23 protein-coding genes and 1 tRNA gene are annotated in these 24,334 nt (G+C 29.4%); 11 read left to right on the top strand and 13 right to left on the bottom strand.

The window, feature by feature from the left end; translation table 11 throughout:
• Positions 1–136 precede the first annotated feature (136 nt).
• The 4 genes from L8X33_RS03170 to L8X33_RS03155 all read left to right on the top strand — a co-directional run bounded on the left by L8X33_RS03170 (position 137) and on the right by L8X33_RS03155 (position 2,400).
• Positions 137–460, top strand: coding sequence for a F0F1 ATP synthase subunit C (locus L8X33_RS03170; protein ID WP_012661906.1), 324 nt, complete (start codon positions 137–139; stop codon positions 458–460).
• A 29-nt stretch (positions 461–489) separates the two neighbouring features.
• Positions 490–575, top strand: a tRNA-Leu gene (locus tag L8X33_RS03165).
• A gap of 30 nt (positions 576–605) precedes the next feature.
• Positions 606–1,040 (top strand): hypothetical protein, encoded by a 435-nt coding sequence (locus L8X33_RS03160; protein ID WP_220566681.1) that lies wholly within the window; start codon positions 606–608, stop codon positions 1,038–1,040.
• Between the two features lie 64 nt (positions 1,041–1,104).
• Positions 1,105–2,400, top strand: coding sequence for a methyl-accepting chemotaxis protein (locus L8X33_RS03155; protein WP_220566680.1), 1,296 nt, complete (start codon positions 1,105–1,107; stop codon positions 2,398–2,400).
• 11 nt (positions 2,401–2,411) lie between these two features.
• Here L8X33_RS03155 and L8X33_RS03150 read toward each other — a convergent pair whose 3' ends face one another.
• The 9 genes from L8X33_RS03150 to L8X33_RS03110 form a co-directional block, all read right to left on the bottom strand.
• Positions 2,412–3,575 carry a metal-dependent hydrolase gene (locus L8X33_RS03150; RefSeq protein ID WP_263669930.1) on the bottom strand — a complete coding sequence of 388 codons (1,164 nt, stop codon included), beginning with the start codon at positions 3,573–3,575 and terminating at the stop codon, positions 2,412–2,414.
• Positions 3,572–4,474: an NAD(P)H-dependent glycerol-3-phosphate dehydrogenase gene (locus L8X33_RS03145; RefSeq protein WP_263666412.1), complete on the bottom strand. Its 903-nt coding sequence runs from the start codon at positions 4,472–4,474 to the stop codon at positions 3,572–3,574. The genes L8X33_RS03150 and L8X33_RS03145 overlap by 4 nt, the downstream gene beginning before the upstream one ends.
• A 2-nt stretch (positions 4,475–4,476) precedes the next feature.
• Positions 4,477–5,895 (bottom strand): Asp-tRNA(Asn)/Glu-tRNA(Gln) amidotransferase subunit GatB, encoded by a 1,419-nt coding sequence (gatB, locus tag L8X33_RS03140; RefSeq protein ID WP_263666411.1) that lies wholly within the window; start codon positions 5,893–5,895, stop codon positions 4,477–4,479.
• Positions 5,896–6,018: 123 nt separating this feature from the next.
• The gene (locus L8X33_RS03135) at positions 6,019–6,699 is read right to left on the bottom strand and encodes a F0F1 ATP synthase subunit A (RefSeq protein WP_133319696.1); all 681 of its coding nucleotides are present in this window, start codon (positions 6,697–6,699) and stop codon (positions 6,019–6,021) included.
• A 62-nt stretch (positions 6,700–6,761) separates the two neighbouring features.
• Complete coding sequence (locus L8X33_RS03130; protein ID WP_263669928.1) at positions 6,762–8,270, bottom strand: phytoene desaturase family protein; 1,509 nt, start codon at positions 8,268–8,270, stop codon at positions 6,762–6,764.
• Complete coding sequence (gene radA, locus L8X33_RS03125) at positions 8,261–9,601, bottom strand: DNA repair protein RadA (RefSeq protein ID WP_263669926.1); 1,341 nt, start codon at positions 9,599–9,601, stop codon at positions 8,261–8,263. Before radA ends, L8X33_RS03130 begins: the two co-directional genes overlap by 10 nt.
• Before the next feature lie 41 nt (positions 9,602–9,642).
• On the bottom strand, positions 9,643–11,529 hold the full coding sequence (locus tag L8X33_RS03120) for a motility associated factor glycosyltransferase family protein (protein ID WP_263669925.1): 1,887 nt from the start codon (positions 11,527–11,529) through the stop codon (positions 9,643–9,645).
• Positions 11,526–12,392 carry a signal recognition particle-docking protein FtsY gene (gene ftsY, locus L8X33_RS03115; RefSeq protein WP_263659762.1) on the bottom strand — a complete coding sequence of 289 codons (867 nt, stop codon included), beginning with the start codon at positions 12,390–12,392 and terminating at the stop codon, positions 11,526–11,528. The genes L8X33_RS03120 and ftsY overlap by 4 nt, the downstream gene beginning before the upstream one ends.
• Positions 12,392–12,937 (bottom strand): TlpA family protein disulfide reductase, encoded by a 546-nt coding sequence (locus L8X33_RS03110; protein WP_133319700.1) that lies wholly within the window; start codon positions 12,935–12,937, stop codon positions 12,392–12,394. The genes ftsY and L8X33_RS03110 overlap by 1 nt, the downstream gene beginning before the upstream one ends.
• A gap of 66 nt (positions 12,938–13,003) precedes the next feature.
• Between L8X33_RS03110 and L8X33_RS03105 the strand changes: the two genes are divergently transcribed.
• From L8X33_RS03105 to L8X33_RS03090, 4 genes are read left to right on the top strand one after another with little or no spacing between them, the layout of a single operon-like run.
• Entirely contained in the window at positions 13,004–13,633 is a 630-nt protein-coding gene (locus tag L8X33_RS03105; protein ID WP_263661216.1) for a 5-formyltetrahydrofolate cyclo-ligase, read from the top strand.
• Positions 13,557–15,110, top strand: a complete 1,554-nt coding sequence (gene rny / locus L8X33_RS03100) for a ribonuclease Y (protein WP_263659764.1) — start codon at positions 13,557–13,559, stop codon at positions 15,108–15,110. The genes L8X33_RS03105 and rny overlap by 77 nt, the downstream gene beginning before the upstream one ends.
• A gap of 8 nt (positions 15,111–15,118) precedes the next feature.
• Complete coding sequence (locus L8X33_RS03095; protein WP_263669924.1) at positions 15,119–15,682, top strand: DedA family protein; 564 nt, start codon at positions 15,119–15,121, stop codon at positions 15,680–15,682.
• Positions 15,679–16,938 (top strand): ComEC/Rec2 family competence protein, encoded by a 1,260-nt coding sequence (locus L8X33_RS03090; protein WP_263669923.1) that lies wholly within the window; start codon positions 15,679–15,681, stop codon positions 16,936–16,938. Before L8X33_RS03095 ends, L8X33_RS03090 begins: the two co-directional genes overlap by 4 nt.
• On the opposite strand, the gene L8X33_RS03085 is transcribed toward L8X33_RS03090, so the two are convergent.
• Genes L8X33_RS03085 through L8X33_RS03075 form a run of 3 tightly spaced genes read right to left on the bottom strand, consistent with a single transcriptional unit; the run spans position 16,885 to position 19,789 of the window.
• The gene (locus tag L8X33_RS03085) at positions 16,885–17,697 is read right to left on the bottom strand and encodes a YihY/virulence factor BrkB family protein (protein WP_263669922.1); all 813 of its coding nucleotides are present in this window, start codon (positions 17,695–17,697) and stop codon (positions 16,885–16,887) included. The two genes, L8X33_RS03090 and L8X33_RS03085, sit on opposite strands and share 54 nt — an antisense overlap.
• On the bottom strand, positions 17,697–19,079 hold the full coding sequence (locus L8X33_RS03080; protein WP_263669921.1) for an FAD-linked oxidase C-terminal domain-containing protein: 1,383 nt from the start codon (positions 19,077–19,079) through the stop codon (positions 17,697–17,699). The genes L8X33_RS03085 and L8X33_RS03080 overlap by 1 nt, the downstream gene beginning before the upstream one ends.
• Positions 19,079–19,789, bottom strand: a complete 711-nt coding sequence (locus L8X33_RS03075) for a plasminogen-binding N-terminal domain-containing protein (RefSeq protein ID WP_412175223.1) — start codon at positions 19,787–19,789, stop codon at positions 19,079–19,081. The genes L8X33_RS03080 and L8X33_RS03075 overlap by 1 nt, the downstream gene beginning before the upstream one ends.
• A 127-nt stretch (positions 19,790–19,916) precedes the next feature.
• Here L8X33_RS03075 and L8X33_RS03070 point away from each other — a divergent pair, with 127 nt between their 5' ends.
• The 3 genes from L8X33_RS03070 to tpx are packed head-to-tail and all read left to right on the top strand — an operon-like array spanning position 19,917 to position 22,949.
• Entirely contained in the window at positions 19,917–21,074 is a 1,158-nt protein-coding gene (locus L8X33_RS03070; RefSeq protein WP_263665429.1) for a M23 family metallopeptidase, read from the top strand.
• A gap of 1 nt (position 21,075) precedes the next feature.
• Positions 21,076–22,419: a magnesium transporter gene (gene mgtE / locus L8X33_RS03065; RefSeq protein WP_263669920.1), complete on the top strand. Its 1,344-nt coding sequence runs from the start codon at positions 21,076–21,078 to the stop codon at positions 22,417–22,419.
• A gap of 11 nt (positions 22,420–22,430) precedes the next feature.
• On the top strand, positions 22,431–22,949 hold the full coding sequence (gene tpx, locus L8X33_RS03060; RefSeq protein WP_220566323.1) for a thiol peroxidase: 519 nt from the start codon (positions 22,431–22,433) through the stop codon (positions 22,947–22,949).
• Here tpx and L8X33_RS03055 read toward each other — a convergent pair.
• A complete protein-coding gene (locus L8X33_RS03055; protein ID WP_257938844.1) occupies positions 22,946–24,331 on the bottom strand; it encodes a replicative DNA helicase in 1,386 nt (461 codons plus the stop codon). The genes tpx and L8X33_RS03055 overlap by 4 nt on opposite strands.
• Positions 24,332–24,334: the final 3 nt, after the last annotated feature.

Below are 24,334 nucleotides of genomic sequence, written 5' to 3'. Positions count from 1 at the left end.
TAATTTATTTTAAAATATATAATATTAATTTAAATTTCAATAATTTTAAAGTTATATTTGTATATAATTTCGCTTTTATAAATCACGAGTAGGGATACGCAAGCCGAAAGGATTTAAATTTTTACAAGGAAAAACTATGAAAAAAATCGTATTTTTAATGCTAGCTTTAAGCGGTTTTGCATTTGCAGCTGAAGGTTCTATGAATCAATGGTTAGCTTCTTTTTCTATCTTAGCAGCAGGTTTAGGACTTGGTGTTGCAGCTTTAGGTGGAGCTATCGGTATGGGTAATACTGCAGCAGCAACTATAGCAGGTACTGCTAGAAACCCTGGTCTTGGTGGTAAATTAATGACTACTATGTTTATTGCTTTAGCGATGATTGAAGCTCAAGTTATTTATGCACTTGTTATTGCTCTTATCGCTCTTTATGCTAATCCATTCCAAGCATTAGTAGCAGCTTAAAATTTTCAAAGCCCTCTTGTGGGGCTTATGCGGTTATGGTGGAATTGGTAGACACGCCATCTTGAGGGGGTGGTGCGCTCAGCGTGTGCGAGTTCAAATCTCGCTAACCGCACCATTTTTATTTTTTAAGGATTATCAAAACAAAATGACTTTCTATATTTTAGTCAGTGCAATAGCTTTTTTAATTCTTTTTTTTGCCATAAAAAAATATACTCTAAAACTAGATGAACAAGCCTTACTTGAACCTATTAAAAATGATATTTATCCTGAATTTTGTGATCTAATTAACGAAGAAATAAGAAATATAAAAAATAATCTTTTACAAAATACCTTTACACTCCAAGATGAAAATTATAAAGATGAATTTTTAGAGAATTTAAGCGATATGAGTAGAAAACTTAATCATATCCAAACAATGAATTTAAGTAAAAGAAATAATGCTTTATGGGAAGAAACACTTTTTGGATTTTTAAAAGAGCTTGAAGAACTTAACAAACAATATCTAAATGACAATGAGAAAATTAACGATGAAATAAGAAATTCTCTCCAAGAAAAATTTTATAATTTAACAAAAAGCTAATATAAACAAATTATTTATTTTAAAAAGCACTATATAATTCCGAATTATTTTATAAAGGGGTTTTATGTTTATCAACAAGAAAAAAATTAATGAACAAATTACTCAATTAGAGCAATCTAATCAAGCTTTTCAAGATATACTTAATGCTATTAGCAAAACTATGGCCATGATAGAATTTCAAACAGACGGAACTATTATTAATGCTAATGAAAATTTTCTAAAAACTATGAATTACTCTTTAAATGAAATCAAAGGTAAACATCATAGTATGTTTTGTTTACCAGAGGTTGTAAAGTCACAACGCTATGTTGATTTTTGGAGAGATTTAAAAAGTGGTATATCAAGAAATGGACTTTTTAGACGCATTGCAAAAGGCGGGAAAGATATTTATCTTGAAGCCAATTATCTTCCTATTTTAAACCAAAACAATGAAGTGTATAAGGTTATTAAATTTGCAAATGACATTACTCAAAGAAACTATGAAATGCTTGATCTAAAAAACACCATAGATGCCGCTAATCGCTCTATGGCTATTATTGAATTTAATCCTTATGGAGAGATTTTAAATGCTAATGAAAACTTCACTCAAACCATGGGTTATTCACTAAGTGAAATCAAAGGAAAACACCATAGTATGTTCTGCGAGGAAAAATTTAGAAATTCCAAAGAATATACAATTTTTTGGGAAGAGCTAAGAAGTGGTAAATTTCAATCAGGAAAATTCATACGCTTTGGTAAAAACAACAAACTAATCCATTTAGAAGCAAGTTATAATCCTATCAAAAATGATGATGGAGAAATTTACAAAGTTATTAAATTTGCAACAGATATTACCGAACAAGTTGTAAGAGATGAGGAAAAATTAAAGCTCATTAGTGAATTAGCTGAACAAAATGACAATCTCACTCAAGAGGGCGATAGTGTTATAGAAAATACGGTTCAAAATATTCAAGGCATTGCTGATATGATGAACAATAGTAGTAATCTCGTATCATCATTAAATGAGCAATCAGAAGAAATTAAAAATATCATTCAAACCATTAGCGATATAGCTGATCAAACCAATCTTTTAGCTCTAAATGCAGCTATTGAGGCAGCGCGTGCAGGTGAGCATGGTAGAGGTTTTGCTGTTGTTGCTGATGAAGTTAGAAATCTAGCTGAAAGAACTGGACATTCAGTAAATGAAATCACTACTACCATTAATTCTATCAGAAATGTAACAGCTGAAGTTGTACAAAGCATTAAAGATGGCTTAAGTGGCGTAAATCAAAGCGTGGATTTAGCCAAAGAAGCTAGAGAATGTATGGAAAAAATTAGAAATAGTTCAGCTCAAGTAGCTCAAGCTATGCAAGATAAATAAAAGTTTTTAGCTTAAAGGCTAAAAACTTTTCCTGCTATAAAACTTTTTTCTACCTTACCTTGCAAGATATCATTTGCATATAAACCTTCTCCATTAAAAGAAAGTTTTTCATCAAATACAACTAAATCAGCATCAAAACCAAGTTCTATTTTACCTTTATTTAATCCTAAAAATTGCGCTTGATTATAGCTTGTAAAATCACATAATTCTTTCCAAGTTAAGATACCTTCTTTTACTAAATATGTAAAACATAAACTCATATATATAGCTATGGCATTAACTCCAAAATCTGCTTCATCAAAAGCCAAATCTTTTTTAGTGTTAGGAGCATGTAAAGAACTTAAGAAAGTAATTTTCTTATCTTGAAGCAACTTTTTAAGATTTGTTACTTCATCTTTTGTTCTTAATGGAGGTAAAATTTTTGCTTGAGTGTTAAAATTTTCACAAGTACTTTCATCTTTGATTAAATGATGGATTGAAATTTCACTATATTGATCATGCAATAATTCAAATGATCTTGCAATTGCTAAAGAGCTAAAACAAGCTTTATTTTTATAAAATTCCACTAATTCTTTCATTTTTGCCACTTCACTAGTTTCAGCTATATTACTAATTCCTATAAGTCCTAATTCAAAACTTATTTGTCCATCGTTCATCACTCCATGATCATCAAAACTCTCATCAAAACACTTTAAAAATACAGGGGTTGATTTCATATTGGCATATTGCATACATTGTCTTAAATAATTTGCTCCTAAAGTACTTGAAAGCTCTAAGCCTTTTGCGCCCATATCAATTAAGGTAGCAATATTTTTTAATTTTTCTGTTTTATCTAATACATTAATAGTAGGTAAAACATTAATATCTAAAGATTTTAATTTATCAAAATAAAGCGCATAGCCTTGAGTATTAGCTTCTAAACTATCTTTTAAAACAATAGTCCCTACCCCACCTTTTAAGCATGCTTTTTCAAGATCATATAATTTATCTATACTAAATTCATTATCAAGCAAACTAACATTTAAATCAATAAACGAGGGAAGTAAAGTTTTGCCTTCTATATCAACAATATACTCATCATCATTTAAATCATTAGCAATTTGAGTAATTTTCCCATCTTCTATTTTAAGATCAAGCTTTTGCTCGCCATAAATTTTTGCATTTTTGATGATCATGATATTTCCTCCTTTGATGACATCAAATCTTTTAAAGATTCCCAAGCATTCTTACCCTCTAGCATTAAGACTACTTCGTTAACAATCGGGGTATAAATTTGAAATTGTTTCGATAAAGAATGTATAGCATAAGCAGTTTGCACTCCTTCAGCTACCTCGCCAAGTTCCATTAAAATATCTTTTATATTTTTGTCACTAGCCAAATTCAAACCTACTCTATAATTTCTTGATAAGTTACTTGAAGCTGTTAAAAATAAATCTCCAGCTCCACTAAGCCCTAAAAATGTTTCTTCTTTAGCATTAAAAAATTGTCCAAAGCGGTGCATTTCCACCAAGCCTCTTGAAACTAAAGAAGCTCTTGCATTATTGCCTAAATTTAAACCATCGCAAACTCCGCTTGCAATTGCTAAAACATTCTTATATGCACCACAAATTTCAGCGCCTTTAACATCAGAACTTGTATAGGTTTTAATATAATTTGGAAAAAAACTTGCAAATTGATTACAAAGCTCTTGATTTTTACCACTAACAACCAAAGCACAAGGTTTTTTTTCTAAAACTTCACTTGCAAAAGAAGGACCACTTAAAAAACAAAGTCTATCACTACTTATGAACTCACTAAAAACCTCATCCATAAATTTTAAACTTTTATAATCAATACCCTTAGAAGCTACAAGAATTTTTTGATTTAAATCTTTAAAATTATTTGCAAGCCATTCATGCATTCCTTGAGCATATAAAGCAAAAACTAAATATTCGTATTCTAAAGCTTCTTTGGTACTAACAAAATAAGAAAGATCTTTTTCGTGAAAAGAAGTTATTACGCATTCATTTTTAACGCTCAATGCATCATATAAAGCACTTCCCCATTTTCCTGCACCAACAACTGCTATTTTCATATTTAACCAAGTTTTGCTTTTAAAATTTCATTTACCTTAGCAGGATTAAATGCACCCTTACCTGCTTTCATTGCCTGACCGACAAAGAAACCAAAAAGTTTATCTTTACCACTTTTATATTCAACTACTTTATCTTCATTATTTGCTAAAATTTCATCAATAATCTTTTCAATAGCACCATCATCACTTACTTGTTTTAAACCAAGTTTTTCAATAGCATCATCAATTTCAACTTCTGTATTTTCAAATACATAAGCTAAAATATCCTTACCTGCTTTAGCGCTAATAACACCTTCTTCTATACGTTTGATCAAAACAGCTAATTTTTCTTGTTTTATAGGTGAGTTTTCTATAGTCAATTCGCCTTTTAGAAGCCCCATTAACTCTGTCGTAAGCCAAGTAAAACAAAGTTTTGGATTTAATTTTTGATTAATTAGATACTCAAAATATCTACAAAGCTCTAATGAAGAAACAATCACTTCACTATCACTTTCTTTAATGCCCAATTCACTCACAAATCTAGCTTTTTTCTCATCAGGAAGTTCAGGTATATCTTGATTTAGCATTTCATCATCTAAAATTACAGGTAAAAGATCAGGATCAGGGAAATATCTATATTCAGCAGAATCTTCCTTACCTCTCATACTTCTAGTAACTAAATTAACCGTATCAAATAATCTTGTTTCTTGCACAACTTCTTGATCGTATTTTCCATCTTCCCAAGCTTCACTTTGGCGTTTTACTTCATACTCAATCGCCTTTTGAATAAAACGGAATGAATTTAAATTTTTAATCTCCACTCTAGTATAAAGCTTATCATCACCTTTAGGACGAATACTAACATTAGCATCACATCTAAAACTACCTTCTTGCATATTTGCATCTGAAATATCTAAAAATCTTATAATAGAATGTAATTTTTTCAAATAAGCCACTGCTTCATCGGAACTTCTAAGTTCAGGTTCACTGACAATTTCAAGCAAAGGCGTGCCTGCTCTATTTAAATCTACTTTTGAAAAATTACTCTCATGTATATTTTTTCCTGCATCTTCTTCTAAATGAGCCCTAGTGATACCTATGCGTTTATTTTCTCCATTTACATTGATAAATAACTCACCATTTTCCACTATAGGAATATCAAATTGCGAAATTTGATAAGCTTTTGGTAAATCAGGATAAAAATAATTTTTTCTATTAAAAATACTTTTTTTATTTATAGTTGCATTAACTGCTTTTCCAAATGCTATAGCTTTTTTTACCGCTTCTTGATTTAATACAGGTAAAGCACCTGGTAAAGCTAAACATGTTGGGCATACATTAGTATTTGATTTTTCTCCAAAAGAAGTCGCACATGAGCAAAAGATTTTTGTTTTTGTATTTAATTGTGCATGAACTTCAAGTCCTATAACAACTTCAAACATTAAAATTTTCCTTAGAATTTTTTGTTTATTCTAGCGTTTTTTATTTCAAAAAGAGTTTAAAAAAGAATAAAAGAAGAAGATTAAAAAAGAAAAAAGCAAAAAATATTTTTTGCTTTTTAAAAATTAATGATGCTCATCAACTACAGTTGCACCTGCTAAATAAACATAAGTTAAAATCATAAAAATAAAAGATTGTAAAAATGCCATAAAAGTTAAAAGCATATAAGCAGGTAATGGCGCAACCCAAGGCACAAGAGCTAAAATAACTGCTAAGAATAAATCATCTCCCTTGATATTACCAAATAAACGGAAAGATAAAGAAATAACTCTTGAAAAATGAGAAACCACTTCTATAGGAAACATCAAAGGTGCTAGAATTTTCACAGGTCCCATGAAATGTGCAAAATACTTAAAAAATCCTTGAGTTCTAATACCTTCAAAATGATAATACACAAATACTATAATAGCCAAAGAAGCACTAAAATTTAAACTTGCTGTTGGAGCTTCAAAACCAGGGATGATTCCTATAATATTACTAAAAAATACCATAAAACCTATAGTTGCAACTAAAGGTAAATATTTTCTAGCAGCTTCATCACTACCCATAGTATCCCTACCCATGCTTAAAATGCCTTCCATATAAGCTTCAGCCAAATTCTGACTACCTCTTGGGACAATTTGCATAGATCTTGTAGCAAGTTTTGCTAAAATCAAAGAAATCACAACCACTATACCCAAATGAAAAAAGTATGCAAAAGTGTGGCTAGAATCTATAAAAGAACTAAATAAAAATAAATCTTTCATTAAAAATCCTTAGCAGAATAAATATTTCAAAGCTAATATTATAAAAAAAAATTGCTTATATTTTAATGAAAATTCATTTTATTAGCACAAAAATATCCACCCAAAATTACACCTGTAAAACCACCTCCAGGAAATATAAAAGCATTAGCAAAATATAAATTTTCTATACTTTTACTTTTATAATGCAATCTATATTTAACCCCTTCTTGATCTTGAGAAAATCCATAAATTGTACCCTCATAAGCTTTAGTATATCTTTGTATAGTTTTTGGCGTGGCTAATTCTTGATGGATTAAGTGTGAACTTAAATTTGGAAAAATCTCATCTAGTCTTTGCACTATGGCTTTTAATACTTCTTCTTTTTTAACTTTATAATCTTGCTTATTTAAATCCCACTCTTGATAATTTGAACTAAAAGCTACAACACCTATATATTTATCGCCAGCTAAGCCACTATCAACCTTAGAATAATTCACAAAAGCCATAGGTCTTTGTTTAATATCTAGTTTTAAAATATTAGTGTTTTCATATGAACTATTTAAAAAATCATCTTCAAATATAAAATTACAATAATCCATATTTTCATAAATTTTAGAAATATCTTTATCATAAATAAAATAAGCGCTCACTAAAGAACAAGCACGCTTTTTAGATTCTATTGCTTTGATTTCTTGGGTTAAATTTAACTCTTTAAGCAAGTCTTTATATACGATTAAAGGATCGCAATTTGCGATGATATTTTGCGCATGGATGGTATGTTTTTGATTATTTTGAATGTATTCTACTCCATAAGCTTTTTGTTCTTTTGTGAGTATTTTAACAACTTCAGCCTTAGCTAAAACCTGCCCTTGATTTTCTTTGATAACCTCAGCCAAAGCATCACTTAAAGCTTGCGAGCCACCTTTAATATACACCCCACCATCATAATAATGCTTTTGAGCAATGCCATGAAAACTGAAAATAAATTCTTTACTATCATGATGATAATAACTCATATTTGCATTTAAAATCTTTTTTAGCTTATCATTTTTAATATAAGCATTTAAAACATCATAAACTTTTTTATTAAACAATCTATTTTTAATAAATATCCAAGCAGTGTCAAAAGGGAACAACAATAACTCACTTAATTTTAAATCCCAAGGAAATCTTCGAATAGCATAAGCTTGCGTTTTTATAGCTTTAAAATATTTATCTATACCTTTGCACTCTTGCGGAAATTCTTTTTTCAAAACTTCTTTTACTTTTTCTATACCATGAGGTAAAGTTAGATTATAATTTTTACTTTTAATACTCCATGCACTTGGTAAAGGTAAAATTTCAATTTTATCCTTTATACCAAGTTTTTCAAAAACCAAATGCTTCATATCAGTTTTTGCTTCACCTAGGTCCATCTCATGAAGTCCCGCATCAATCAAAGCGCCTTTTCTTTTAAAACAAGTAGCACAGCCACCAATTAAAGAATGCTGTTCTAAAACTAAAACCATTTTTCCATTTTTAGCTAAAAAAGCGCCTGCACTTAAGCCTCCAAGACCTGAACCTATAATAATTACATCAAATTTTACATCCATTCTAAAACCTCACGCAATTCTTTAGCTACAAAACATTTTAAGCCAAGTTCCTCCATAGGTTTTACAGGTACTATGGCATTTTTAAATTTTTGCATTTTAGCTTCTTTTAAACGCACATCAAGTGAAAATACTTCTTTGATTTCACCATTTAAACTAAGCTCACCCACAAAAACACTATCTTTACTTAAAGGGCGGTTTTTAAAACTTGAAATAATTGCTGCAACCACCGCTAAATCTGCTGCAGTTTCACTAATTTTTACCCCACCACTTACATTAATAAAAACATCATAATGCCCCAAGGGAATTTCAAGCTTTCTCTCTAGTAAAGCTATAAGCATATCTAAACGATTTTTTTCATAGCCTGTTGCACTACGCTTTGGATAAGCACTCTCACAAACTAAGGCTTGAATTTCTAGCACTAAAGCTCTGCTTCCTTCCATCACTACACTCAAAGCGCTACCACTTACTGCCTTACCACGCGTAAAAAATCTATTAGCTATATCTTTAGCACTAATCAAGCCCTTGGAAGTCATTTCAAAAATACCAACTTCGGAAATATTTCCAAAACGATTTTTAAAGCCTCTTAAAATTCTTATTTCTTTATTGGCATCGCCTTCAAAATAAAGCACTACATCTACCATATGCTCTAAAATTCTAGGTCCAGCTATAGCCCCATCTTTAGTGATATGTCCTATGATAAAAGTGCTAATATTATTGGCCTTAGAATAGCGCATTAATTCAAAAGTAATTTCTCTAACTTGAGTGATACTACCTGCTGCTGAAGTAATTTTATTGGAATATAAAGTTTGAATAGAATCAATAATTAAAATTTCATAATCTTTTTTAGAAAGCTCGCTTAAAATATCTTCTAAGCAAAGTTCAGTAAGTAAAAATAAATTCTCACAATTTGCATTTAAACGATCCGCACGCAGTTTGATTTGAGATTTACTCTCCTCGCCACTTACATAAAGCACTTTTTTACCACTTTTAGCCAAATTCGAAGCAATTTTTAATAAAAGTGTGGATTTTCCAACCCCAGGTGAACCCCCAATTAACACCAAAGAACCCACAACAAGCCCACCACCTAAAACTAAATCAAGCTCATTATCATCAGTGCTAATGCGTGTGAAATTTTCTGCTATAACATCATTTATACATACTGCAGAACTTGGGGTGTTTGAGAGTAAATTTAACTCTTTTAAAACCTTAATTTGTTCTTGCTTTAGCTCAACAAAACTATCCCAAGAACCACATTCAGGACATTTGCCTAGCCATTTACTTTGTTGATTTCCACAAGCTTGACATTCAAATAAAATGTGTTTTTTAGCCATAAATATTACCTAGATTTTTAAAAAGATTATATATTTTATTTTTAAATATTATCTAGTTGTCTTTTTCGAATCTCATCTTTTAACGGATCTAAATGTTTATTTATCTCATCTTTTGCCATTTTTATATTTGCTATTAAAATTTTAAATAAAAATATATGATCTTTCACCCAAGCTATATTCTTATCAAACCATTCTTCATTAGTCCTTGGATTAATCACATAAATTCTTGCTAAATTAAATTCAAATTGCTGCAAAAAAGGTCTAATAAATTCATATAAAAAAGTTTTACAATACTCATCAAGCTTAGTTTTATAAAAATCTAAATTTTTTATACTTTGGATAATCAAACTCTTCTTATCTTCAAATACCTCCAAAGATTGAATTTTATTTTCTATTTGAATCAAATTTTCAAAATAAAGTTCAAATTCTTTAACAAATCTATCGCAAAACTCTAAATTATCATTAATTACTTTATAACTTTGCAATAACAAATCATCTTGAGCATTCTTATCTATTGGCGATGGTTTTTCAAAAGGCTTTGTTAAATTTTCATCTAAAAATTCTTCACAACACTCTTTAAATGGTTTTTCTATAGTGCCTTCTATCCTAGCTCCACCTTCTGTGGCATTATAAAATTTAAAACCTTTTTTATTAGCTATATAATTTTGTATAGTAAATCTGAATGTATTCCACATAATTCTAGTTTTAATTTGTTTTTTTCCACCATAAGATACAACACAAAGCTCAGTATTTTCTTTAACAAATTTTTCACCATAAAAATAATCTTTAGCATGCGAACTACCATCTTCACCATATGCCAAATCTTGACCTATAAAAATAATATTTTCATGATTAAAATCACACGCTAATTGTAAGGCATTATAAGCAACAGTTCCTCCTGATGGAGATTTTCCAAAATCAAATAAATCAATTTTATCAAAAAATATAGTAGGATATGGGATTAACAAAAATTTTCTATCAGTGTTTTCTAAATATTTAATTGCCAAAGGATGGACTAAAGTCAATAAAATAAATACTATATTATCATCTATATTTTTATAGTTTTGTTGTATTAGATTTGAAGCTAACTTGGTTCTTTCACTTGCTAATACAAAATCAGGTTTAATATCGTTTTTTGCTAAAATAGAATAAGCGCTATCAACGCAAAATATGCTAAATTTATCTTGATATTGTTTTAGTAAAGGAAGTTGCTTGCTTAAAGATGGACCTGCGGCAACAACGATAGCTGATTTAACTTTTTTATTTTGCATAAGCCATAAATTTTTCAAGGGAGGATTTTTTATCATATTTGGTAAATTATAAATATATTGCACCAAACCTTGCAAAGAATCTTTAATATCATTACCTTGATGCAAAATAATAATTTTTAAAATTTCTGAAATTTTTTTGTTTAATTCGAGAATGTTATTTTCAAATTTTTCATAGTACTCATTATGTATGTGCATATCATATATTCTTAAAAAATTGTAAAAAGGTTTCATATAAAGTAAATACTCTAAATCTTGATTTGAAATTTCACTATTTAAAATGATTATTTTTCGCTCTTTTAATTCGTTCGAAAAATCTAAAACACTAAACACACTATATAACAATTCTAAATCATCTTCAAAAACAACTATATGTTTTAAATTTGGATTATTCAGTAGGCATTTATACAAAACACCACTACCAAAACCATAAAAATATAAAACAGGATATAGTAGATATTTATTTTGATATAAAGCAATGGTTTCTTCTAAATATTTTTTTGGGTTTTTATATAAATATTCTCCATTTTGATTTATCCAATTTAGCTGATCTACCCCCCCCCTATTATCCATCACCCAAGTGCTACTGTGTTTTTGCTTTAATTTTTCCATCAAGTAAGGATTATTTAGTGCGGATAAATTTTTTAAAAAAAAGCTCATTTATACATCGGTTCCAATATAGCTTCTAAGTAGTCTTTAATACTAAATTCACATAAATCTTGCATTTTTTCCCCTACTCCTACATATAAAATAGGAAGTTCAAGCTCTCTTGCTATGCTAAATAAAGCTCCACCTTTGGCAGTTCCATCAAGTTTTGTAATAATCACTCCATCAAGTTTTACTAAATCATTAAAAGCTTTTGCCTGCAAAATTCCTGCCACACCTTGAGTGCCATCAAGTACAAGGATTTTTCTATGAGGAGCTCCTTGCATAGCTTTATCACTTATGCGGACAATTTTTTCAAGCTCATTAGCAAGATTTTTTTGATTTTGCAAGCGTCCTGCTGTATCTAAAATAACCCTATCATAGTTTTTTGCCAAAGCTTTAGAAATAGCATCATAAGCAACTGCCGAAGGATCATGTCCTTGTGAAGTAGCTATGATATCTATATTTAATTTTTGTGCCCATAATTTTAACTGCTCTATGGCTCCTGCTCTAAAAGTATCACAAGCCCCAAGTATAACTTTTTCACCATTTTCTTTATGCAAATGTGCCATTTTAGCAATGCTTGTGGTCTTACCTACCCCATTTACACCTAAAATCAAATCCACAAAAGGCTTAGCATTAGCAAGTTCTGGCTTATCATAAATAAAATAAGTCCCCATGACACGCTCTAAATCAGCCTTTTTAACCTCATCACTTGGAGGAAGATAGTAAATAATCTCTTCAACTATCTCATACGCCACATCAGCTTCTAAAAGCATTTCTTCAAGCAAATCTTTAGTAATGATTTTATTTGAAGCCTTAACTAAATGAATACTTTCTAAGGTTTTTTTCAAACCATTTTTTAAAAATCCAAACATTACATTATCGCTTTTTGTATATCTATATCTAACATTTCTTCAGGAATTAAACCTAAATACTCTTTAACTTTTTCGCCCTTTGCATTAAATAAAACCATTGTTGGAATAGAGCTGATATTTAAAACTTTAGAAAAAATAAAACTATTCTCTCCTAAAACCGAAGAAAAATTCATCTTTTCTTTTTGTATAAACTCCAATAATTCTTGTTTTTTATCTTCTTCTAAAAAAAGCGCTATGACTTCAAATCTATCTTGATATTTTTTATTTAAATTATTTAAATGTGGAATTTCAGCTTTGCATGGCTCACACCAACTTGTAAAAAATACAAACAACTTAGCTTTTGCTGTATCATCAAAATTAAATTCTTGTTCATGGTATTTCACATACATTTTTCTACCATCTAAAAATTTCAAAGTAAAATCAGTATTCTCACTTTGACTTAAACTTGCATTATCAGTATTTTCATTACTAGAATTTTCTTTATCACTTGAGCATGAAGTAAAAAAAATCATAGCAAAAATTGCTAAAAAAATTTTAAATTTCAAGTCATATCCTTATGATTTTTTAAGCTTAAAAGTATAACATAAAAAGTTAAAAAACCAAGGAAAGCTTTGATAAAAAATGACTTTAGAATAAAACAGAAATTTAAAATGAAATCGAAACTAAAATTTCAATACAAAAGAGATTTTTTAGTTTTTCAAGAAGTAAATAAAATTTTAAAATCTTGTAAAAATTACAAAAATATCCTTATATATATTCCTTTAAAATATGAAATTAATCTTTATAAATTCAGACATTTTTTAACAAAAAAATACCGAATTTTTGTTCCATTTATGCAAGATAAAAGTTTAAAGGTAGTAAAATTAAGGTTAGCTCTTGATAAAAAGAGTTTTGGGGTATATGAACCAAAAGATTCTTTTTTGCAAACTCGTATAGATGTTGCAATCATCCCTGTTATAGGAGTAGATGCAAAATTAGGAAGAGTTGGTCATGGCCAAGGATTTTACGATAGGTTTTTTGAAAATATTTCTTATAAAAAACCTTTAGTTATTTTCACACAAATGATGGATGCAAAATCTCATCAAATTTTTAGTCAAGACCATGATATAAAAGGAAATTTTTATATAAACCCTTATAAAAAATATTTTAGGAAAGTTAAAAACAATGATAGAAATATTAGTCGCATTAATAGCCGTTTTCATAGGCGGAGGGATTGGATATATAGTCGCCAAAAAGATTAATGATGCAAATTTCAATATCTTTTTAGAGCAAGCAAAAGCAAAAGCAAAAGCCATTGAATATGAAGCTGAGCTAACACTTAAAGATGCTAAAAATTCAGTTGCTGAGGCTGAATTTGCAGCAAAGAAAAAATTTGATGAAAAAATTCAAAAACTACAAAAAGAGCATTCTATTAAGCTAGAAGAACTCAACAAAAAAGAACAAAATCTTCATTATCAAGAAAAACTTCATGAAGAAAACAAAAACAAATTAGCAAAAGAGCAGCAAACTATAAAAGCTTTACATGAAGAAAATGAAAATTTAAAACAAAGCTACGAAATAAAGTTAAATGATGTTTTAAAAATTCTTGAACATTCAGCTGGTCTCACACAAGAAGAGGCAAAAAGCATAGTCTTACAAAAAGTAGAAGAAACCTCAAGAGCTGAAATTGCTCATATTGTTAGAAAATACGAAGAAGAGGCTAGAAATGAAGCCAAAAGAAAGGCTAATTTTATCTTAGCACAAGCTACTTCAAGATTTGCAGGAGAATTCGCTGCTGAAAGGTTGATCAATGTAGTAAATATCAAAAATGATGAGTTAAAAGGACGCATTATAGGTAAAGAAGGGAGAAATGTTAAAACCTTAGAAATGGTTTTAGGTGTTGATATTATCATAGATGATACGCCTGGAGCAATTATAGTAAGTTGTTTTAATCTTTATAGACGCGCCATTGCTACAAAGGTGATTGAACTTTTAGTTGAAGACGGTAGAATACAACCTGCAAAAATAGAAGAAATCCATGAAAAAGTTTGCAAAGAATTTGAAGATAATATCTTAGAAGAAGGTCAAACTATAGTAATGGATTTAGGACTTAATAATATCCATCCTGAAATTGTTAAATTAATAGGAAAATTAAGATATAGAGCAAGTTATGGACAAAATGCTCTAGCACACTCTTTAGAAGTAGCGCATTTAGCTGGAATCATAGCAGCTGAGTGTGGTGGCGATGAAAAACTGGCAAGAAGAGCTGGAATTTTACACGATATAGGCAAGGCTTTAACGCATGAATTTGAAGGTTCTCATGTAGATTTAGGAGCTGAACTTTGCAAAAGATACAAAGAACATCCTATAGTGATTAATGCAATTTATGCTCACCATGGACATGAAGAGGCTACAAGTATAGAATCAGCTGCAGTTTGCACAGCAGATACACTAAGCGCTGCACGCCCTGGAGCAAGGCGTGAGGTGCTTGAGGCCTTCTTGAAACGAGTTAGCGAACTTGAAGATATAGCAAAAAGTAAAGAAGGGGTTAAAAAAGCTTATGCTATTAATGCTGGTAGAGAAATTAGAGTTATTGTTAATGCAAAATTAGTCAATGATGATGAATCTGTGCTTTTAGCTAAAGAAATAGCTGAAGAAATTCAAGAAAAAGTTCAATACCCTGGTGAAATAAAAGTTAATGTCATCAGAGAGCTTAGAGCTGTTGATTTTGCAAGATAGAGTTTTTCATGCAAGAAATGATTGATAATCTTAGCACTTATGGTTATTTGATTTTATTTTTTTATTCTTTTGGTGGAGGAATGGTGGCCATACTTGCTGCCGGGGTACTTTGCGCAAGTTCAACTAAACTTGATTTGCATTTATGTATATTTTTAGCCTTTTTGGCTAATACCATAGGTTCAACCCTATTATTTATTCTAGGAAAATATTATAAAAAAGACATAATGCCTTATTTTAAAAATCATAGAAGAAAAATCGCTCTTGCTATAATAAAAATCAAAAAATATGGAGATTTGCTTTTAGTAGTGCAAAAATTTATTTACGGGGTAAAAACTATCATTCCTATAGCAGCAGGTCTTTGCAAATTTAGCTTTGTAAGATTTTTTATCATCAATACCCTAGCTAGTTTAATTTGGGCTATAATACTTGGTTATGTTGGATTTATTTTTGGAAACACCTTAAAGGAGGCTTTTGAAATTTTTTCAAATCATCCTTATATAGCACCTGCCTTTATAATCACTTTAATTTTTATTATATGGTTATACTTATCACGCTTTTCTAAGAAAAAATGAATTTAAAATTCTCTATAAAAGATTCTTATAGAGAATTTTTAATTTTATTATTATGTTTTTTAGCAATTTTTAGCCTAAATCTCATTTATGAGTATAAAAAATACCAAAATTTTAAACTCACAAAACATTTATTGCTTAAAAATAATATCATTATATCTAGCTATCAAAAAACTAATAAAAAAGGTAAAAAATACCAAGTTTTTAAAATTAAAAATTCTGATTTTGTTTTTTACACTACTAGTTTTAAAGATCTAAATTTAAGTAAAAATGATATTATAAATCTTAGGATTATTACTAAAAATATTAACTTTAAAGATTATCTTAGTAAAAATTTTTTTGTACCAAGTTATGATTTTCATAAAACTAATGCTCAAAAAGAAAATATCTTAGTGGAGTATTTTTTAAATCAACATCAAAATGAAAAAATCAAAGAATTTTACGGGGCTTTATTCTTTGCAAAAAATGTATCAAGTGAACTTAGAAATGATGTAAATTTTTACAATATCGCGCATTTAATTGCTATTAGTGGATATCATTTGGGCTTGTTATTTAGCTTTTGCTTTTTGATTTTTGCTCCTTTATATGCCTTTTTTCACAAACGATATTTTCCTTATAGAAGTTTAAAACTTGATATTAGTATTTTTGCTTTCTTGCTTTTAATTTTGTATATATTTTTAATAGACTTTAGCCCTTCTTATATAAGAGCTTTATGTATGAGTATTTTTGCTTTTTATCTATTTAGCAAAAATATTAAAATTTTGAGTTTTAAATTTTTATTCTTAAGTGTAATTTTATGTATAAGCTTATTTCCAAATTTATTATTTAGCGTTGGCTTTTTGTTTTCAAGTTTAGGAGTATTTTATATTTATTTATATTTACATCATTTTAAAGATAATTTTTCAAAAAATTATATTCATATTATTTTTATAAATTTTTGGACTTTTTTAGCAATGATAATTCCTGTATTATATTTTTTTCCACTTATTAGTTTTCAACAATTTTTAGGTATACCTTTAAGCATATTATTTGCTTTATTTTACCCTATAAGTTTATTACTGCATTTATTATCTTATGGAGATGTATTAGATGAAATATTATTAGCATTATTTGATTTTAAATTAAATAGTATATTGTTACACATACCATTAGAAATTTATCTTATTTATATATTTTTATCCTTCATGGCTATTTTTCATCGTTATTTAGCTCTTTTTGTAATTTCTCTTGGTTTTATTCCCTTTATTTTCTTGATTTAAAATCAAATAAACCCTTAAACCCAAAAGATAAATAATCCAAGAAATATAAATCCACAAAAAGAAAAACAATATCACAGAAAAAGAACCATATACATTTAAATAAGTTTTATTATATACAGCATAATATACAAAAATCATCTTAGAAATATACCAAATCACAGAAGCGCCAAAAGAACTAATAAGCAAAGTTTTTAAATCACCTTTTTTACTCACTGAACTTGAATAAGATATAAAAAACAAAGCCCATATAATCACATAAGGTAAAATCTCAAAAAAATTCAAAGCAATATTAAAATCATCTAAGGTTTTTTGTATAAAACCTGAAATGTAAAAACTCACTCCAAGTCCAAGTGGAGTTAATGTTGCCAAAGTCCAATAAGAACTTATACTATGCCAAAGACTTTTAGAGTCTTCTTCTAAAAGCTTATTAATAACATAATCATAACCTGAAAAAAATGCTAAAGAAGTCAAAGCCATAGCTAAAAGACCAATTAAACCAAGATTGACACTATTTTTTAAAAAAGTGTTAATATATTGTGTTATTAATTCTTGTTGAGTTGGGATTAAAAAAGTAAAAATTAAATTTTTAATTCTTTCTTGATACATTTCAAAACTTGGAATTTGAGTAAAAACCCAAAAACATAAAAATAAAAGCGGTATTAAAGATAAAATAGTATAAAAACTCAAAGCTGCAGCATAATTTAAAATTTCTTTATCTCTTATGCTTAAAAGAATTTTTATGAAGTTTTTAAAATTCATCAAAGTCCCATTTTAAAAGGATTAAGTATATTATTTGGATCAAATGCTTTTTTGATATTTCTCATCAAGTCCATTTCAGCTTCACTAAAAGCAAGCTTCATAAAAGGAGCTTTTGAAATGCCTATACCATGCTCCCCACTTAAGGTTCCACCTAAAGAAACTGTAAGCTTAAACACCTCTTCTACAGCTTCGTAACCTTTTTTAACCAACTCAGGATTATTTTTATCACTTACCATTACATTAGTATGCACATTACCATCGCCAGTATGACCAAAACAAGGGATTTTAAAACCATATTTTTTAGAAATTTCAGCTATACCTTTTAAAAGATCAGGTAGTTTTGAACGCGGCACTGTAATATCTTCATTAAGCTTTAAATTTCCATACATTGCTATACTTTGAGAGCAGTTTCTTCTAGCAAACCAAATATTGGCTGCTTCTTGCTCATCTTTTGCCATTTTAAACTCTCTTACGCCAGATTCATAAAAACTCTCTTGCAAAATTTTTAAATCTGCTTCAATAGCCTCTTCTACATTGCCATCTACATCAGCGATTAAAATCGCACCCGCATCCATAGGTAAGCCTTTTTGGAATTTTTGTTCTAATGCTTGTATGCTTAATTGATCTAAAAATTCCATAGATACAGGAGTCACACCTTTAGCTAAAGTTTTATAAACTGCATTCATTGCTTCATCAATGCTGTTAAAAATCCCCATAGCTGTCTTTTTAAACTTTGGCAAAGCTACTAGTTTTAAAGTAATCTCACTAAGCACAGCCAAAGATCCCTCACTTGCTATTAAAATTCCAGCTAGATTATAACCCGCTACATCTTTTATAGTTTTTTTACCTGCTCTAATGATTTCTCCATTAGGTAAAACAGCTCTTAAAGCCATTACATAATCTTTAGTTATACCATACTTAGCAGCTCTCATACCCCCTGCATTTTCACTTACATTCCCCCCTAAAGAAGAATACTCCATACTAGCAGGATCAGGTGGATAAAATAAACCATATTCTTTTGCTTTTTCTTGTAAAGCCATATTTATCACACCAGGCTGCACTACTGCAACTAAATTTTCAAGATCAATTTCTAAAATTTTATTCATATGTTTTTCAAAGCTTAACACTACTCCACCATTAATAGCTAAGCTTCCACCGGTAAATCCACTACCTGAGCCCCTAGGAATAACGATGATTTTATTTTCATTACAATATTTTAAAATTTGACTAATATCATTTTCATCTCTTGGAAAAAGCACTCCATCAGGTAAATAATGCTTTTTAGTAGCATCATAACTATACGCTCTTTTATGGATAGGATCAAAATGAGCATTTTCAACCCCTAAAAGATCTTGAAAAAATTTTTGATGGATTTCTTGCATTATTTTTCTCTAGTTAAGCTAATTAATTTTTCATAATATACATAATAATTTCCAATTGCTTCATCATTTAAGCTAAAAATATCGCTTTTATAACCTGTAATTCTTGAATAAAATGGAATTTGCAAACTTTGAGCTTGAGGTATGTTAAATTCTTCTATCTTGCCAAAATCTTGACAATCAACTATCTCAGCTTTATTTTCTAAAGCTACCACTAAAAGCCCAACAGCATTTTTTGAACAAAAAGATCTAAAATCTGATCTTCTTGGAGTTTGGCGGTATTCTTGTATCATATGAGCACCAAATAAATCAGGGTGTAAAAAATAAAGTCCATTTAATTTTTGAGCTATAAAATCATACACATTTTTATCAGGAGCTATAATCAAGGCTCTATCATATAAATAATTTAAAACTATTTTATCGCCTACTTGTGGCAATACATTTGGTAAAGGCATAGCATCTTGAGCTAGCATATCAAAAACTTTAAATTGTAATTTAACTAAGCCATTTTCACGCCCTATCACACTAGCTCTTGCAATAATTGATTTTTGTGTATCAATTTCATGCACAACTATACCACTTGAGTGCAATAAAATTCTAGGATCATCTTTTATATAACCATAAATATCATCTACTTTTTCAAGTTTTGTTTGTATTAAATCAAAATTTTTAGCTTGCAAAAATGCTAAAAAACAACAAAGCATTAAAATAATTCTTGACAACTGATACTCCTTAAAAAAGTGTAAAAATTAAATTATATTGTATTTTCCTTACAAAATTGTAAGAAAAATTAAGTAAAATACAAATTTATGTTTAAATTTTAGAAGGCTTTAAAATACCATGAAAAAAATTTTCATATCTTTACTTATATCGATAAAACTTTTTGCTATTTCAAGTGTTGAAGAACTTTCTTGGGAGAATGGCAAAACTTTACTTGATTTTTTACAAGATCACTCCATACCTTTAAATTTATACTATAATCTTGATGCTGAAGATAAAGAACTAAGTGCAGAAATTGCAAGTGGCATTAAATACCAAATGTTAAAAGATGATCAAGGAGAATTAGAACAGGTTTTAATCCCAATCAGTGATGATTTACAAATTCATATTTACAAAAACACTGAAAATAAATTCGTATTAAGTTTTACTCCAATTTCTTATACCAAAGAAAAAAGAACTATTCGCGTAGCTATTAACAATTCAGCTTATCAAGATGTTTATGATGAAAGTGGTAGCGTAACCTTAGCAAGAGCTATGGTAAGAGCTTTTAAAAATAGTGTTAATTTTAAAAATGTTAGAAAAGGCGATAGTGTAGTATTAATTTATGAGCAAAAAAGAAGACTAGGAAGACTTTTTGGCGATATTAATATCCAAGCAGCTTTAGCTAATATTAGAGGTAAAGAATATTCTGTATTTTTATATAAAGATTCTTATTATAATGCTCAAGGAAAAGAGCTTGAAAATTTCTTTTTAACTAAACCTGTCAAATATACAAGGATTTCAGATCGTTTTACTAGAGCAAGATACCATCCTATATTGAAACGCTATAGAGCACACCTAGGTATTGACTATGCAGCTCCAACGGGTACTCCAGTTAAAAGTGCAGGAGATGGAACGATTAGCTTTGTTGGGACAAAAGGTGGTTATGGTAAGGTTGTACAAGTAAAACACATGTCAGGCTATATGACTTTATATGCTCATCTTAGTCGCTTTGCAAAAATCAAACGCGGACAAAAAGTTAAGCAAGGACAAGTGATTGCTTATGTAGGCTCTACTGGTATGAGTACTGGGCCACATTTGCATTTTGGACTTTATCTAAATAATAAAGCAATTAATCCTGAAACTATAGTTAAAATTCCAAAATCAAGCTTAAGTGGAAAAAACAAAGAAGAATTTTTAAAAATGGCAAAAGAGTATGAAAACCGCTTGGAAAGCATTGATGAAAATTATAAAAATCCACCAAAAGAACAAAATATAGAAAATTCTATGGAGCTTTGAGATGATGAATGATTTTTTAGAAGCACAAGAACTTTTAAAAAATACTTTCAAAAATCAAAGTACCTATGAAATCAATGAAGCCTTAAAAACTATCAAAAGACATGATGAAGAGCTTTATTTAAAAACTCTTAAATCTTTTGATACTTACACACTTGCAAATGTAGCTACTATAACGCCTGAACATATCTTAGAAGATATTTTAGAAAACTTAAGCATTATAAAGATTGCAAAAGCAGTAGAAGAGCTTGAAAGTGATGATGCAACAGACTTAATTAAGCGTTTTGAAGAGCTAAATCCACAAAAAACTTTAGCTATTTTAAACCGCTTAAGTTCAGAAGATAAAGAAGAAATTTTACGCCTTAAAAATTATGATGAAAATACTGCTGGTGCTTATATGCAAACAGAAATTTTCACAGCCTCTATTAATGAAAGTATAGAAAAGGCCATTAAAAGATATAGAATTTTAAAGCATTCAGGACAAGTAGATCAAATTTTTCAAGTTTATATCATAGATAAACAAGGAAAACTTTGCAATGCTATCAACCTAAGCGATCTCTTGCTTTGGGATTTTAAACTAAGTTTTGCAGATATTATTAAAAACAACAATGAAAAATATAAATGTTATAGCATTAAAGATCATGAAGATATACAAAAGGCTATTGATATAGTAGAAGATTATGATTTAAGTGTTTTGGCTGTTATAAATGACGATGGAGTGCTTTTGGGTAGAATTACTTATGATGATATTCATGATTTAATCCAAGAAAATGCAACAGAGCAAATTTATAATTTAGCCGGAGTTGATGCAGATGTTGAAGAAGAAAGTGCTTTTAAAGCAGCTAAAGCAAGAGCTTTTTGGCTCATGATTAATCTTACAACTTCATTAATTTCAGCTAATATCATCAGTCTTTTTTCAGGTGAAATAGAACAACTTGTAGCTCTAGCAGTACTTATGCCTATTGTAGCTTCCATGGGAGGTAACACAGGCTCACAAGCCTTAGCGGTAACAGTTAGAAAACTCTCACTCAATGAAGTAGAATTCAAAGATGCTAAAAAAGTTATATTAAGAGAGAGTGGAATTTCTTTATTAAATGGGCTTATATTTGCTAGCGTTATGAGTATTATAGCTTTTATATGGTTTAAAACAGCCCTTTTAGGACTTGTTATAGCTTTGTCAATGCTAATCAATCTAGCCTTAGCCGGTTTTGTAGGCTCTTTTGTGCCATTAACTTTGAAAAAATTTAAAATTGATCCTGCGGTAGGTTCAAGTGTTGTAATTACTGCAATTACTGATGGTTTGGGTTTTTTCAGCTTTTTACTCTTAGCTAAGATGATTTTATTATAAAAAGGAAAATTGTGTCAAGCATTATATATAAAAAACAAAACATAAAACTCACAGGAAATCAACTACAAATTGGCGATAATGCTCCAAAAGTGACTTTAAAAACTAAAAATCTTGCCTCAGTAGAAATAGCACCACCTGGAAAAACTCAAATTTTACTAACTTTTCCTAGCTTAGACACTCAAGTATGTTCCAAACAAGCTAAAGAAACTAACAAAAGATTGGCATCTATAAAAAACATTGAAGTGATTGTTATTAGCATGGACTTACCTTTTGCTATGGATCGTTTTTGTGCGACTGAAGGAATTGATAATATCATAGTTGCAAGTGATTTTGCCTTTAAAGATTTTGGCGCTAATTATGGAGTATTAATACATGATAGTATATTTGCAGGATTATTGGCAAGATCAGCTTTTATAGTTAAAGATGAAAAAATAATATACAAACAGCTCGTAAAAGAGCTGATGGGAAAAATTGATTTTAAAGATTTAGAGCTTTTTATACAAAACGATTATCGCTATTCTTTAAATTAACCTTCAAAATTGGTAACTATAAAATCTTCTTTTGGAGCTTCAATAAAGCACGATTTTTCTTTTAAGAAAAGCAAATCCACATGCCCTACAGGACCATTTCTATTTTTACCTATAATAAGCTCAGCTTTTTCTTGCACAGGATTTGGCATAAATTTTCTCTCATAAGTTTTGCCTTCATTTTTGGCTTTATTTTCTCTTTCTTTTTCTTCTTGTTCTCTATAAACCTCATCTCTATATACAAATAAAATCGTATCTGCATCTTGTTCTATAGCGCCACTCTCTCTTAAATCACTAAGCATAGGTCGTTTATTTGCCCTACTTTCTAATGAACGATTTAATTGCGAAAGTGCCACTACTGGCATATTTAATTCTCTTGCTAAAAGCTTTAAACCTCTTGAAATTTCACTCACTTGTAAATGCCTATCATTAAAAGCTGAGTTACTCATCATAAGGCCGATGTAATCAACTACGCAAAGCTCAATACTCTCATCTTGAGCCTTGATTTTGCGTAAAATTGAACGAATGTCTGCTATGCTAGCATAACCACTATCATAAATATAAAGATTTTTTTGTGCATATTCATTACAAGCATCACCTACCCTACTCCACTCATCATCGTTTAAATCTGCGATTAGAATTTTTTGCAAAGGAATGGAAGTTTTTGCACTGATTAATCTTTGCATGATTTGCGTAGCAGGCATTTCTAGTGAAAACATCACAACACCTTTATTTTGTCTTAGTGTTTTTTCTATAAAATTTAAACAAATTGTAGTTTTTCCCATGCCAGGGCGTGCTGCGATGATTACAAGATCGCCAGGTTTAAAGCCTTTTGTCATTTTATTAAGTTCACTAAAACCTGTATCAAGTCCCAAAATATCTTTATTTTCAGCTTCTTTTTGCTTTTTAAACTCATCCATAAGCTCAGACATCACCATAGTCATATCTTTAATACTATTACTATTTACACGGTTTGTAAGATTAAAAATTTCTTTGCCTATTTCATCTGAGATTTGAGAAATGCTTTTATCTTCATTTACCCTTGTAGGTATAGTATAAGCAAAATTTAAAAGCTGGCGTCTAATGGATTTTTCTCTTAATTCATAAGCGTATTTGCTCACATCTGCTATGGAAGTAGTAGCTAAAACTTCAGCTAAAATTTGCTCATCTACTTTTTTATGTTTTCTTATAAAACTTGCACTTATAGGCTCACCTGCATTCACACAAGCTAAAATAGCTTTATAAATATCTTGATGAGCTTTGAGCGAAAAATCATTAATTTCAATATCCGAAGAAACACTAAAAAAAGAATCTTCACTATATATACAAGAACTTAAAATCGCCCTTTCAAGATCTAAATCAAAATGCTCATTATTTTGACTCATACA

Source organism: Campylobacter sp. CNRCH_2014_2849 (genome assembly GCF_025772845.1).
Classification (GTDB): Bacteria; Campylobacterota; Campylobacteria; order Campylobacterales; family Campylobacteraceae; genus Campylobacter_D; species Campylobacter_D lari_D.
The sequence above is the reverse complement of the archived record's forward strand: the minus strand, read 5'-3'. Positions and strand labels throughout refer to the sequence as shown.

Excerpts from the sequence above, each read along its gene's own strand:
- gatB (WP_263666411.1), bottom strand. The coding sequence starts at position 5,895 with ATGTTTGAAGTTGTTATAGGACTTGAAGTTCATGCACAATTAAATACA.
- L8X33_RS03080 (WP_263669921.1), bottom strand. The coding sequence starts at position 19,079 with ATGCAAGAAATCCATCAAAAATTTTTTCAAGATCTTTTAGGGGTTGAA.
- L8X33_RS03095 (WP_263669924.1), top strand. The coding sequence starts at position 15,119 with ATGCAAGAAATGATTGATAATCTTAGCACTTATGGTTATTTGATTTTA.
- L8X33_RS03090 (WP_263669923.1), top strand. The coding sequence starts at position 15,679 with ATGAATTTAAAATTCTCTATAAAAGATTCTTATAGAGAATTTTTAATT.
- L8X33_RS03135 (WP_133319696.1), bottom strand. The coding sequence starts at position 6,699 with ATGAAAGATTTATTTTTATTTAGTTCTTTTATAGATTCTAGCCACACT.
- L8X33_RS03055 (WP_257938844.1), bottom strand. The coding sequence starts at position 24,331 with ATGAGTCAAAATAATGAGCATTTTGATTTAGATCTTGAAAGGGCGATT.
- L8X33_RS03145 (WP_263666412.1), bottom strand. The coding sequence starts at position 4,474 with ATGAAAATAGCAGTTGTTGGTGCAGGAAAATGGGGAAGTGCTTTATAT.
- radA (WP_263669926.1), bottom strand. The coding sequence starts at position 9,601 with ATGGCTAAAAAACACATTTTATTTGAATGTCAAGCTTGTGGAAATCAA.
- L8X33_RS03150 (WP_263669930.1), bottom strand. The coding sequence starts at position 3,575 with ATGATCATCAAAAATGCAAAAATTTATGGCGAGCAAAAGCTTGATCTT.
- L8X33_RS03085 (WP_263669922.1), bottom strand. The coding sequence starts at position 17,697 with ATGAATTTTAAAAACTTCATAAAAATTCTTTTAAGCATAAGAGATAAA.
- mgtE (WP_263669920.1), top strand. The coding sequence starts at position 21,076 with ATGATGAATGATTTTTTAGAAGCACAAGAACTTTTAAAAAATACTTTC.
- L8X33_RS03155 (WP_220566680.1), top strand. The coding sequence starts at position 1,105 with ATGTTTATCAACAAGAAAAAAATTAATGAACAAATTACTCAATTAGAG.
- rny (WP_263659764.1), top strand. The coding sequence starts at position 13,557 with ATGATAGAAATATTAGTCGCATTAATAGCCGTTTTCATAGGCGGAGGG.
- ftsY (WP_263659762.1), bottom strand. The coding sequence starts at position 12,392 with ATGTTTGGATTTTTAAAAAATGGTTTGAAAAAAACCTTAGAAAGTATT.
- L8X33_RS03070 (WP_263665429.1), top strand. The coding sequence starts at position 19,917 with ATGAAAAAAATTTTCATATCTTTACTTATATCGATAAAACTTTTTGCT.
- L8X33_RS03130 (WP_263669928.1), bottom strand. The coding sequence starts at position 8,270 with ATGGATGTAAAATTTGATGTAATTATTATAGGTTCAGGTCTTGGAGGC.
- L8X33_RS03170 (WP_012661906.1), top strand. The coding sequence starts at position 137 with ATGAAAAAAATCGTATTTTTAATGCTAGCTTTAAGCGGTTTTGCATTT.
- L8X33_RS03120 (WP_263669925.1), bottom strand. The coding sequence starts at position 11,529 with ATGAGCTTTTTTTTAAAAAATTTATCCGCACTAAATAATCCTTACTTG.
- L8X33_RS03160 (WP_220566681.1), top strand. The coding sequence starts at position 606 with ATGACTTTCTATATTTTAGTCAGTGCAATAGCTTTTTTAATTCTTTTT.